The following is an 11716-nucleotide window of genomic DNA, read 5'->3' as shown; positions in this document are numbered from 1 at the left end:
TTGCGGACACGCCCTAGTCTTCTGAGTCAGGAATTCTGTTCAGATATGAGGCGAGGCGTTCGAGGATCTCGTCCGCGGTCCTGGTCCATACGTAGGGCCTGGGGTCGGTGTTCCAGGCTGCGATCCATGTCCGGATGTCCTTCTCCAGAGCCTGGACGGACTTGTGGACGCCTCGTCGTATCTGCTTGTTCGTCAGCTCGGCGAACCATCGCTCCACAAGATTGAGCCAGGACGATCCGGTGGGTGTGAAGTGCAGGTGGAACCGGGGGTGGGCCAGCAGCCAGGTCTTGATGGCCGGGGTCTTGTGGGTGGCGTAGTTGTCCAGCACGAGGTGGATGTCGAGGCCGTCCGGCACTTCCCGGTCGAGCTTGATGAGGAACTTCCTGAACTCCTCGGCCCGGTGGCGGCGGTGCAGGGAACCGATGACCTTGCCGGTGGCCACCTCGAGAGCGGCGAACAGAGTGGTGGTCCCGGCGCGGACGTAGTCATGCGTGACGCGTTGCGGTACTCCGGGCATCATCGGCAGCACCGGCTGCGAGCGGTCCAATGCCTGGATCTGCGACTTCTCGTCCACACAGAAGACCAGGGCCCGCTCGGGCGGGTCCAGATAGAGGCCGACGACGTCGTGAACCTTGTCGACGAAGTACGGGTCTGTCGACAGCTTGAACGTCTCCGAGCGATGTGGCTGCAGGCCGAACGCCCGCCAGACCCGTGACACGGTCGACTGCGACAGACCCACTTCCTTCGCCATCGAGCGAGTCGACCAGTGGGTTGCGTTCTTCGGAGCCGACTCCAGCGTCCTGGTGACCAGCGAGGCCACCTGCTCGTCGGTCACCGTCCGGGGACCGCCCGAGCGGGGCATGTCTCCCAGGCCGGCGATCCGATGCTCGACGAAACGCGCCCGCCAGCGGCCCACCGCATGCGGCGTCGAGTCGAGCCGGGCGGCAACGTCCTTGTTGGAAGCACCTTCCGCGCAGGCCAGGATGATCCGACAGCGCAAGGCCCACGCCTGCGGCGTGGAACGGCGCCGCACCCACCCCTCGAGCGCAGCCCGTTCCTCACCCGACAGGATCAACTCGGCCTTCGGCCGCCCAGTACGCGCCACAGGCCAAGCCTACATATCTGAACAGAATTCCTGACTCGGAAGACTAGGGCCTGTGTGATGTCGTGATCGGCCGGCGGTTTTCACCAGGTCGTCGATCCAGATCATGGCGGCGCGATGCCTCGCCAGGCTTTCAGCTTGTTGATCAGGCGTTCGACGGTGTTCCGTTCCTTGTGGAGGTCGACGTCGTGGCCGATGGGCCGGCCGCCTCGTGCGCCCTTCTTCTTGCGGTTGGCGGCCTGGTCCTTCTTATCCGGGATGACGGTTTAATTCCGCGTTTGCGCAGGTAGTCGCGGTTGCCGCGGGACACGGCCGACCGGGAGCCGGACTCTCACCGGCGAGAGCACGGGGACGAACTGCGGGCTGTCCCCGGCCTGTCCGGCGGCCAGCCACACGCGGAAGCGTCCGTAGACAGTGGGCCAGGGACCGAACTCGGCGGGCGTCTCCCGCCACTCGGTGACCTGCGGCCCGCCGACGGGCCCACGGCGCCTCGGCCTACAGCCATTCCGTCTCCAAGGTCGGAACCAGACCGGCCCCGGCCTCCCCTACCGACCGGGGCCAGCAGCGCCTTCAACGCCCCGGTTGCGGAGCTGGCCCCCTACCCCTCTCAGTGCGCGCCATCAAGTCGTCTGCGCAGGTGAGGGCGTTGGTCATATCTGTTGAATGCCGGCCCCCTGGTGGGCGACAGGGTGCGGGACTTGCAGGGCTGGCCCATCCCGCGCACAGCGTGTCGCCCTCCGGCGGTACCTCATCGCAACGTCATGCAATGGCGGGCGACGGGAGCCCCGGGTACGTACGCGTGCCGCCCACGAAAGGGAACCGCTGCCATATGCATCAGAACAGTCACGTCCATGGCAGCCGGCAACCGCGGAGATGCGCTTCTTGCGGCAGCAGCTTGATCACTCCATGACAGCCATGATCAGAACCAATAGTCGGGGAACGCAGGCACCACCGCCCCAACCAGGCTGACGCCCACCCAGTGTCACAAGCGCACCCATTCCCAGAACGGGCCGGCGGTGCTGGGTGACACGTGTACCAGAGCAAGCTCGGCGCCACCCTGCGCTTCAGCTACGCCGCACCCGCCGATCGCACGTGTCCACCGGTCGATGGACAGCCGGTCCATCAGTCGATTGTCCAGGTCCACCGCTCCCGCTCCCTAGCCTTGGAGTGGAAGATCCGGGAGAGGCGTGAAGCGCCCCCGTACTCATCGAAACGAGGGGTTGCCCCATGAGCCCGTTCCTGACCGCCTTGATCGCCAGCGGGGTGATCCTGATCATCATCCTGTCCACCGACCTGGGTACCCGCCAGATCACCAACATGCGGCTGCTGCGCTCGATCATCGCGATCGCGATCGTGATCGCTCTCTTCGTCCACACGCTCCCCCTGGACGGGAACGACCCCTGGCTCCAACTGGCCGGTATCGGTGCCGGAGTTATCTGTGGCCTGATCGCCGCGATTCTGCTGCCCGCCCACCGAGGCTCCGACGGTGAGGTCTACACCAAGGGCGGCATCGCCTACGCGATCGTCTGGACCCTGATGTCCGCCTCCCGCGTGCTGTTCGCCTACGGTTCCGAGCACTGGTTCGCGCAGGATGTCATCCTGTTCAGCATCGAGAACAAGCTGAGCGGACAGGACGTCTACTCGAACGCCTTCGTGTTCATGGCCCTGGCCATGGTCCTCACACGCACCGCTGTTCTCCTGGTCAGGCGCCGCCGGTTGCGCGGCACCCAGGCCTCGACGACCGACAGCTTCGTAGAGGCATAGAAGCGTTCTTCGGTGACGGGGGTTCCTTCGGTGCCCGCCCGGTCGCACTGCTGGAACAGCATGCTGGGCGGCACGGTCGGGCCGGAGCTCGAAGCGGACGAGTACCAGGAGCCGTCCCGTCCCCCTAGGGTCCGTCTTCAAAGTGGATCATCTGATGAGAGATCATGTCGTGTGTGGTGCGTCGGCATGAGCTTTCGGATGTGGAGTGGGAGGTGCTGTCCCGGCTCCTCCCGCCTGCTGGTTTTGGGCGGCCTCGGATGGATGACCGGGTGGTATTGAACGGGATCGTGTGGAAGCTGCGGACCGGGTCGGCCTGGCGGGACGTGCCGGAGCGCTACGGCTCGTGGCAGACGCTGTACACGCGCTTCCGCAGGTGGGCCCTGGACGGGACGTTCGGTCGCGTGCTGCGGGCGATCCAGGCGGAGAAGGACGCGGCTGGCGACATCGACTGGCGGGTGTCGGTCGACTCCACGATCGTGCGCGCCCACCAACATGCCGCAGGCGGCAAAAGGGGGCTGGTGATGGGGACGTAGCGGGTGATCATGCCCTCGGCCGATCCCGTGGTGGACTGAGCACCAAAATCCACCTCGCCTGCGACGGACGCGGCCGCCCACTCGGATTCGTTCTCACTGGCGGCAACACCAACGACTGCACTCGGTTCGAGCAGGTCATGTCCGAGATCCACGTCCCTCACACCGGTCCCGGCCGTCCCCGCACCACACCGGACCACGTGATCGCCGACAAGGGGTACAGCTCTCGCAAGATCCGCACCTACCTGCGCAGACGCGGCATCCCCCACACGATCCCCGAACGCAGGGACCAAGCCGCCGGCCGCCGACGACGTGGACCCGCCGGCGGCCGACCGCCCGGCTTCGATAGGGCCGTCTACCGCCTCCGCAACGTCGTCGAACGCTGCTTCAACCGCCTCAAGCAATGGCGTGGCCTGGCCACCCGCTACGACAAGACCCGCGAGTCCTTGCAGGCCGCCGTCATCATCGCCTCAATCCTGCTCTGGATCTGAACCTTGAAGACGATCTCTACTCCCGGATCCCCAGGTCTTCCCTCATCAGTGTCCGCATCGCTACCAGCCGGGGCTCCGCCTGCTTTACCTCGACGAGTAGGTGCTCTGCACTCTCGCCGTCACGCGCGAGGCCGCGGTCAATGCGCTTGGCCGCCGCGTCGACCTCAGCGAGCACCTTGTTGAGTTCTCGCGAGGCCTCCATGATCCGCAAGGGGACGATCATTTGGGCTGCCGCGTAGCGGTCGCGGTACTCCCTGCGGGAATCCTCAAGACGGGTGCGGTCCTCCTCGGCATAGTCGCCGTCACGGATGCGGTGCAGGGCGTCCTTGAGGAGCGTGTGGAACTGCTCGGAGGCACGGTTCATGGCCGTGTATGCCTCTCGCCGCTCCTCGAAGGACCTTCTCCGGTCGGCGATTTCGGCCTCGGCGGCGCGTTCGCGGGCGTTGAAGCGTTGCGGGAGTACCGAGCCGAGAAGCGCTCCACCGAGGCCCGCCGCCGCAGTGATCGCGGTCGCTATCGCATCTGACATGCCCGGACCCTATCGCCATCCGCACTGACGCGGCTCCGTCGAGCCGTTCGCCGCAGGGATGGGGGTGGCGGTGTGTGCTACCCGGTATCCACTTTGAAGACGGACCCTAGGTCGTTCGGTCCGCTGTCGCACGGGTGGCCGCGGGAAGCAGGAGCGGGGAGACCAGGATGAGCAGTCCCGCAACCGATAGAGCGGTGCGCGGGCCGGTGGCGTCGGCGAGCAGACCGGCGAGCGCGGTGAGGACGGCGACGGACGCCTGCTGGCCGATCGACCAGGCCGACAGGGTGCGGGCGACGAGATGCGCGGGGGTGTGTTCGAGCCGGTAGGTGGCGAGCACCGGGGTGTACAGGCTCATGTTGATGACGATCGCCAGCTGGACCGCCATCACGATGAGCAGGCCGACGACGCCGGGCCGGACGAGGACCAGGCCGATCAGCCAGACGGCGCGCAGGGTGCCGGCGGTCCGCAGGACCCGGTGCCGGCCGTGTCGGGCCACGACACGGCGGGCCAGCCGCGAGCCGATGAGTCCGCCGAGGCAGGGAGCGGCGAAGGCGAGGGCGTACTGCCAGGGCGGAAAACCGAGTTGGCCGAGCAGGAGCACGGCCAGCAGCGGTTCGGTGGCCATGATCAGGCCGGAGACGAGCATGTTGTTGAGGTAGAGCGCCCGCAGCACGGGATGCTCCATGATGTGTCGCCAGCCGTCGAGCAGCGTGCCCGCGCGGACCCTGCCCCGGCCGGCAGGGCGCTGCGCCTCTTCCCGGTCGCGGATCGCGGTGAGGCACAGCGCGGAGAACAGGTAGCTGAGCGCGTCGGCCACCAGGGTGGTGACCGGCCCCCACAGGCCGATCGCCGCCCCGCCCAGCGGCGGCCCGACCGCGATGGAGCTCCAGTTCGTGGACTCGAACCGCGCGTTGGCCACGAGCAGGTCGTCCGGCCGGACGACGGCCTTGAGGTAGGTGCCACCGGCCGCACTGGAGGCGATCTTGGCCGCAGCGACCACGGCCGAGACCACGAGCAGCTGGACGAAGCCGAGCCACCCGAAGAAGTGGGCGACCGGGATGCTCGCCATGACCGCGAACCGTGTCAGGTCCATCGCGATCATGACGGGGCGCTTGCGCCGGAACTCCACCCACGGCGCGAGCGGCACCGCGATCAGCGCCCCCACCGCGGGCCCCACCGCGGACAGCGCGGACACCTCGGCGGGACCGGCGTGCAACGCCAGCACGGCGATCAGCGGCAGCGCGCCGAATCCCAGCCCGGACCCGTAGGCGCTCACCGCGTACGCCGCCCACAGCCGGCCGAACCGTCGGCCCAACGGTCTCCCGCCCATCCTGCTCAGCGCTCCCACCCGGACAAACCAACGTTGACCCGGGAGAGCTAACCGAGCACTACAACCGCAGGTCAAACAACCACACGACCAGCTGTCCACAACCATCCGTTGTTCACTAAGGTGATCGGCGTGGACCTCGAAGCAGTACGCACCTTCGTCGCGGTCGTCGAAGCGGGCCAGTTCCAGAAGGCCGCCGACGACCTGTCGATCACCCAGCAGGCCGTCTCCAAGCGCATCGCCGCGCTGGAGCGCGGCCTCGGCGTGCGGCTGTTCACCCGCGCGCCCCGTGGCGCCGAGCCCACCATCGACGGGCAGGCGTTCCTGCCCCACGCACGCGAACTGCTGCGCGTCGCCGAGCGCGCGGTCACCTCCGTGCGCCCCGGGCGCCGTCCGCTGCGCGTCGACGTGATCGCTTCGCGCGGCGCCCAGGCGGGCCTGATGCGCGGCTTCCACCGCGCCCACCCGGAGATCGACCTCGACGTGGTGATGCTGTTCGAGATCGAGACGGCCGTCGCCGCGATCCGGTCCGGTGCGATCGACGCGTCGTTCCGCGCCGTCGCCGCGCCCGGCCGGCCCCTTCCCGAGGACATCGAGTCCGTCCGGGTGCTCGACGAGCCGCTCCAGCTCCTCACCGGCCCCGCCCACGCGCTGGCGGGCGCCCGGTCGGTGACCGTCGCCCAGCTCGCCGGGCATCGGATCTGGATGCCCGGCATCGTCCCCGGTACCGAGTGGGGCGCCTACTACGACGACCTCGTCGCCGAGTTCGGCCTCACCATCGAGGCGACCGGCCCCAACTTCGGGTCCGACGCGCTCCTGGACACCATCGCCGACACCCCGGCCCTGGCCACCTTCATGGGCGAGCACACCCGCCTCATCTGGCCCGCCGGCCACGGTCTGCGGCGCATCCCGGTGACCGACCCGATGCCCGTCTACCCGCACTCGCTCCTCTGGCACCGCGACAACCCCCACCCGGCCCTGGTCACCCTCCGCGCCCACCTGGCCGCCGCCACGGCGGCCGGCCGGGCCGCCGCCGGGACCTGGGCGCCGGGCTGGGTGGTTCCGCGCTGAACGGCCCCCGCCCGCACGGCGGTCCTCAGGGGAGTGCGCTGGTCACCCCGTCGACGACCATCATCCACAGCGGCTGGGCGCCCGTGCCGAACGCCGAGGCCAGGGCGTACCCGATCGCCGCGTCGGCCGGCCGGATCTCGCGGTCCTCCCGCCATTCGGCGATGACCGTCTCGTCGCCGTCCGAGGAGAAGTCGCCCAGGTGCACGCCGTCGCGGGTCAGCCGACTGCTGGGAACGGAGTCCGGGACCAGGCGGTAGTCCGCTCCGTCGTACGTCAGGTCCACCCGGTACGAGTGCCTGCTCAGGCGGCCCTTCCCCGGCAGCAGCCCGACCGACGCGCCGTCGACCCGCAGGGTGAGGTGCGCCGGGTCGCGGGTGCCGATGGCGATCTGCGGGTCCGCCTCGGTCGCCGGGTCGCGCTCGAGGATCACGCGGGGGATCGCCTCGCCGTCGACCTCGAGCCGCTCCTGGCCGTCCTGGCGGACGGTGATCGCGCCGAAGCGGGTGTCCTCGATGGGTGCTCGGTCTGTCTCGTTCACGGGTGTGCGTCGCTTCGGTGTGTGGGGTGGGGTGGGGCGTGTGCGGTGAACCGGTGGAAGGCATAAGGGACTTTCCGTATCACCCTACCGGTATTGATCATGGTGCGGGCCGGGGCGGATCAATCGCGCTCCGGAACCGACCGGGCGGGCGTCGTCCGCCCCGGCCGAGAGTTCCGTGAGGGTGGTGCCCGGGCCCTGCCCAGGTCGCCGCCCGGGCGCCGGGGCTGCCCCGGCGCCCGGGTCGACGCCGTGGCTCAGCGGCTGGTCAGGTAGCCGCCCATGGTGGTGAAGTAGTCGGTGGCGGGCATCTCTTCGCCCTCCTCGGTGCGGACCCGGGTGATGGCGAGGCCGTGGTTGCGGCCGGTGCGGGCGTCGGCGCCGGCCACGATCACGACGCCTTCGCCCTCGCGGTAGAACACGCGGCCGGGCGTGCCCCCGTAGCGGCCCTCGGAGACGACGGCGGCCAGTACCTCCAGGCGCTTGCCGCGGTAGAAGGTGAAGGCCGCCGGATAGGGGGCCGACTGGGCGCGGACGAGTCGCTGGAGGTCCTCGGCCGGCCAGGTCCAGTCGATGCGGATGTCCTCGGCCGAGCGCTTGTGGAAGAAGCTGGCCTGCGACCGGTCCTGGCGGGTGAAGTCGGTCTCGCCGGCCGCGATCCGGCCCAGGGCGCCCACGGTGACGGGCGCGATCAGGTCGACCGTCTTGTGGAACAGGTCGGTGGCGGTGTCCGTCGGGCCGACCGGTACGGCGCGCTGGACCACGATGTCGCCCGCGTCGAGCTCGTCGTTCATCAAGTGGGCGGTGACGCCCACTTCGGGCTCGTCGTTGATCAGCGCCCAGATCAGCGGCGAGAAGCCGGCGTACTTCGGCAGCAGGGAGTCGTGCACGTTGAGGGTGCCGTGGCGGGGCAGGTTGAAGATGCGCGGGGGGATCCACGTGCGCCAGTTGTTCGCCACGATGATGTCCGGTTCCGCCTCCTTCAGCCGGGTGAACAGCTCCTCGTCGTCGGGGCGGTTGCGGATGAGTACCGGGACGCCGTGGTCGTCGGCGAGGTCGGCGACCGAGTCGCTCCAGATCTTCTCGTACGCGTGCTCGCTCTTCGGGTGCGTCACGACCAGAACGACATCGTGTTCGGACTCCAGCAGAGCCTGCAGGGTGCGGTGCCCCCACGTCTGATAGCCGAACATGACGACCCGCATGGGGTTCCTCCTTGGAGCGGCGACAGATTTCAAAATGAGTAAAGCAAGCCTTACCTAACTGTGCAACATCCCCTCATTTGAAGAGAGTTCAGCCCCGTGCCGATCACGGCTCGATCTGATTTGCCCATCGACAGCTTCTCAATGTCAGGTTAGCCTTCCCTAAGTTCGCCTCGGGCTCCGCTCCTTCGGCGTGCCCTGTCCCCGGTTCCCCCACGCATGGCGATCGGCTGCCCCCCGCACGATTTGGGAGTGACATGTCACAGGATCTGTCCGATGATGCGCCACTGATCCACGACCTCATCGGCATCGGCTTCGGCCCCTCGAACGTGGCCATGGCGATCGCGCTCAGCGAGCACAACGCCGGCGTCGGACCGCAGGAGGCGGTCACCGCCCACTTCTTCGAGCAGCAGCCCCGCTTCGGCTGGCACCGGGGCATGCTCATCGACGACGCCACGATGCAGGTGTCCTTCCTCAAGGACCTGGTGACACTGCGCAATCCGGCGAGCGAGTACAGCTTCCTCTGCTACCTCCAGAGCCGGGGACGCCTGATCGACTTCGTCAACCACAAGAACCTGTTCCCGCTGCGCGTGGAGTTCCACGACTACTTCGAATGGGCCGCGGCCAAGGTCGACGACATGGTCTCCTACGGGTCCGAGGTCGTCGCCGTACGCCCCGTCCTGCGCGACGGGGCGATCGAGTACGTGGACGTGACCGCCCGCGCCGGCTCCGAGCTCGTGGTGCACCGGGCGCGCAACCTGGTGATCGGCACCGGCCTGCGGCCGCAGATGCCCGAAGGCGTGGACCGCACCGAGCGGATCTGGCACACCTCGGAACTCCTCACGCGGGTGGCCGCGCTGGGAGGCGCGGACCCCTCCCGGTTCATCGTCGTCGGCGCCGGCCAGAGCGCCGCCGAGAACGTGGCGTTCCTGCACCGCACCTTCCCCCGGGCCGAGGTGTGCGCCGTCTTCTCCCGCTACGGCTACAGCCCCGCCGACGACAGCGGCTTCGCCAACCGGATCTTCGACCCCTCGGCGGTCGACGAGTACTTCACCGCCCCCGAGGAGATCAAGCGCAAGCTGATCGAATACCACGCCAACACCAACTACTCCGTGGTGGACATCGACCTCATCGACGACCTCTACCGGCAGGAGTACCAGGAGAAGGTCCTCGGCACCGAGCGGCTGCGCTTCCTGAAGGTGTCACGCCTCGCGGACGTCGCCGAGACCCCCGACCACGTACGGGTCACCGTCGAGTCGCTGGTCACGGGGGAGAAGGAGGCCCTGGCGGCCGACGCGCTGGTCTACGCGACCGGATACCGCTCGGCGGACGGCCTCGGACTGCTCGGGGACGTCGAGAAGTACTGCCGGCGCGACGGCCTCGGCCGCGTCCGCGTGGCACGCGACTACCGTGTGGAGAGCGAGCCCGAACTGCGCTGCGGCATCTACCTCCAGGGAGGGACGGAGCACACGCACGGCATCACGTCCTCCTTGCTGTCGAACACCGCCGTCAGGGTCGGCGAGATCCTCCGGTCCATCGTCGCCCACGGCCGCGTACCGGTACCGGCCTCCCGTACGGCGCCCACCCTCTGAGGACCAGCACCCATGCTCTGCACCAGGCTGACGAACGCCACCTTCCTCACCATGGACCCCGACCACCCCGTCGCCCACGACCTGGGCATCTGGCACGGCCGGATCGTCGGCCTGGACGGGGCCGTCACCGCACTGCCCGCCCGTGAGGTCGTCGACCTCCAAGGCGCCACCGTGCTGCCCGGATTCATCGACTCCCACGTGCACCTGGCCTGGACCGGACTCAAGGCGACCACCCCCAGCGTGGCGCCCTGCGAACGCGTCGAGGACGTGCTCGCCGTCGTCGCAGACGCGGTCGCCCGGAAACCGCGCGGCGCGTGGGTGGACATCGGCGGCTACGACCAGCGGGCCCTCGGCCGGCACCTCACCGCCGCCGAACTGGACAAGGTCAGCGACGGCCGCAAGGTGTTCATGCTGCACGACTCCGGACACGGCTGCGTCGTCAACACCACCGTCCTCGACCTGCTCCCCGGCGAACTCGCCCACGGCGAGGGCTTCCTCGCCGAGAGCGCCATGACCGCCGCCCGCCGGCTGCGCCTGCCCTACGCGCAGGAGGAGATCGCCGACGCCATCGAGCACGCCGGCCGCACCTGCCTCGCCGAAGGGGTCACCGCCTGCGCCGAGGCGGGCATCGGCGGCGGCCTGCTGGGCCACAGCCCGGTCGAGCTCGGCGCCTACCAACTCCTGCGCGACCAGGGGCGGCTGCCGCTGCGGGTCCAGCTCATGGCGGCCGCCGACACCCTGCGGCCCGTGGCCGCGCACCCCTCGGACGGGATCCCCCGCGCCCTCGGCCTCGGACTGCGCACCGGCTTCGGCGACGACTGGCTCTCCCTCGGCGCGCTCAAGGTCTACACCGACGGCGGCATGATGGCCCGTACGGCCGCACTCACGCGCCCCTACGAAGGGAGCGACCACGCGGGGGAGTTCCAGGACAGCCCCGAGCGGATCTCCGACACCATCGTCGACGGCCACCTGGCCGGCTGGCAGCTCGCCGTGCACGCCATCGGGGACCGCGCCGCCGACCTGGCCCTGGACGCCATCGAACGGGCCCAGCGGCTGCGGCCCCGGCCCACCGCCCGGCACCGGATCGAACACGCCGGCCTGATCCGGCCCGACCAGCTGGCGCGCTTCGCCCGCCTGGGGGTGAGCGCGGTGGTCCAGCCGCACTTCCTGCGCTCCTTCGGCGACGACTACGCGGCCGTGCTGGGCCCGGACCGGGCCCCCTGGATGTACCGGGGCCGGGGCTTCCTGGACCACGGCGTCACCCTGGTGGGCAGCTCCGACCGCCCCGTCACCGACGGATCGCCGCTGCGGGCAGTCCAGTTCATGGTGGAACGGGCCTCCGCCTCCGGCGCCCTCATCGGCCCCGACGAGGGCATCACCGTGGACGAGGCCCTCCATGCCTACACCGTGGCGGGCGCCTACGCCTCCCACTGGGACGACAGCGCGGGCGCCCTCGCCCCGGGCCGGCGCGCCGACCTGGCCGTCCTGGGCGACGACCCGAGGCGGGTCGACCCCTCGCGGATCGGAGCCATCGAGGTCGTCGCCACGTACGTCGACGGCAGGCCCGCCTGACGGA

10 protein-coding genes and 2 pseudogenes are annotated in these 11716 nt (G+C 69.4%); 5 read left to right on the top strand and 7 right to left on the bottom strand.

Translation table 11 applies throughout. The features are described from left to right. Positions 1 to 13 precede the first annotated feature (13 nt). From JYK04_RS03690 to JYK04_RS03680, 3 genes and pseudogenes are all read right to left on the bottom strand, one after another. Complete coding sequence (locus tag JYK04_RS03690) at positions 14 to 1105, bottom strand: IS630 family transposase (RefSeq protein WP_189747085.1); 1092 nt, start codon at positions 1103 to 1105, stop codon at positions 14 to 16. A 72-nt stretch (positions 1106 to 1177) separates the two neighbouring features. Next, positions 1178 to 1491, bottom strand: a pseudogene (locus tag JYK04_RS03685) (hypothetical protein); the annotation flags it as partial. Between the two features lie 593 nt (positions 1492 to 2084). After that, entirely contained in the window at positions 2085 to 2246 is a 162-nt protein-coding gene (locus JYK04_RS03680; RefSeq protein WP_189747087.1) for a hypothetical protein, read from the bottom strand. 83 nt (positions 2247 to 2329) lie between these two features. Between JYK04_RS03680 and JYK04_RS03675 the strand changes: the two genes are divergently transcribed. Further along, positions 2330 to 2866, top strand: coding sequence for a hypothetical protein (locus JYK04_RS03675; protein ID WP_189747089.1), 537 nt, complete (start codon positions 2330 to 2332; stop codon positions 2864 to 2866). Between the two features lie 176 nt (positions 2867 to 3042). After that, positions 3043 to 3887: pseudogene (locus tag JYK04_RS03670) on the top strand (IS5 family transposase). 16 nt (positions 3888 to 3903) lie between these two features. Here the strand turns inward: JYK04_RS03670 and JYK04_RS03665 are convergent. Then, complete coding sequence (locus tag JYK04_RS03665) at positions 3904 to 4416, bottom strand: hypothetical protein (RefSeq protein ID WP_189747091.1); 513 nt, start codon at positions 4414 to 4416, stop codon at positions 3904 to 3906. Positions 4417 to 4522: 106 nt separating this feature from the next. Continuing rightward, complete coding sequence (locus JYK04_RS03660; protein ID WP_189747094.1) at positions 4523 to 5746, bottom strand: MFS transporter; 1224 nt, start codon at positions 5744 to 5746, stop codon at positions 4523 to 4525. A gap of 129 nt (positions 5747 to 5875) precedes the next feature. Here JYK04_RS03660 and JYK04_RS03655 point away from each other — a divergent pair, with 129 nt between their 5' ends. Next, the gene (locus tag JYK04_RS03655; RefSeq protein ID WP_189747096.1) at positions 5876 to 6814 is read left to right on the top strand and encodes a LysR family transcriptional regulator; all 939 of its coding nucleotides are present in this window, start codon (positions 5876 to 5878) and stop codon (positions 6812 to 6814) included. A gap of 25 nt (positions 6815 to 6839) precedes the next feature. Here JYK04_RS03655 and JYK04_RS03650 read toward each other — a convergent pair whose 3' ends face one another. Both JYK04_RS03650 and JYK04_RS03645 read right to left on the bottom strand, forming a co-directional pair. Beyond that, positions 6840 to 7352, bottom strand: a complete 513-nt coding sequence (locus JYK04_RS03650; RefSeq protein ID WP_189747098.1) for a hypothetical protein — start codon at positions 7350 to 7352, stop codon at positions 6840 to 6842. A 254-nt stretch (positions 7353 to 7606) separates the two neighbouring features. Next, positions 7607 to 8551, bottom strand: coding sequence for a methionyl-tRNA formyltransferase (locus JYK04_RS03645; protein WP_189747099.1), 945 nt, complete (start codon positions 8549 to 8551; stop codon positions 7607 to 7609). A 254-nt stretch (positions 8552 to 8805) separates the two neighbouring features. Here JYK04_RS03645 and JYK04_RS03640 point away from each other — a divergent pair, with 254 nt between their 5' ends. Together JYK04_RS03640 and JYK04_RS03635 are read left to right on the top strand one after the other, a co-directional pair. After that, positions 8806 to 10140: a lysine N(6)-hydroxylase/L-ornithine N(5)-oxygenase family protein gene (locus JYK04_RS03640; protein WP_189747101.1), complete on the top strand. Its 1335-nt coding sequence runs from the start codon at positions 8806 to 8808 to the stop codon at positions 10138 to 10140. Between the two features lie 12 nt (positions 10141 to 10152). Then, entirely contained in the window at positions 10153 to 11712 is a 1560-nt protein-coding gene (locus JYK04_RS03635) for an amidohydrolase (protein WP_189747103.1), read from the top strand. Positions 11713 to 11716: the final 4 nt, after the last annotated feature.

It is taken from the genome of Streptomyces nojiriensis, assembly GCF_017639205.1.
GTDB lineage: Bacteria > Actinomycetota > Actinomycetes > Streptomycetales > Streptomycetaceae > Streptomyces > Streptomyces nojiriensis.
This window is presented reverse-complemented; position numbering and strand designations above follow the sequence as displayed.

What these genes read in the sequence shown, in the direction of transcription:
- JYK04_RS03675 (WP_189747089.1), top strand. Translation starts at nt 2,330, where the DNA reads ATGAGCCCGTTCCTGACCGCCTTGATCGCCAGCGGGGTGATCCTGATC.
- JYK04_RS03665 (WP_189747091.1), bottom strand. Translation starts at nt 4,416, where the DNA reads ATGTCAGATGCGATAGCGACCGCGATCACTGCGGCGGCGGGCCTCGGT.
- JYK04_RS03660 (WP_189747094.1), bottom strand. Translation starts at nt 5,746, where the DNA reads ATGGGCGGGAGACCGTTGGGCCGACGGTTCGGCCGGCTGTGGGCGGCG.
- JYK04_RS03645 (WP_189747099.1), bottom strand. Translation starts at nt 8,551, where the DNA reads ATGCGGGTCGTCATGTTCGGCTATCAGACGTGGGGGCACCGCACCCTG.
- JYK04_RS03640 (WP_189747101.1), top strand. Translation starts at nt 8,806, where the DNA reads ATGTCACAGGATCTGTCCGATGATGCGCCACTGATCCACGACCTCATC.
- JYK04_RS03635 (WP_189747103.1), top strand. Translation starts at nt 10,153, where the DNA reads ATGCTCTGCACCAGGCTGACGAACGCCACCTTCCTCACCATGGACCCC.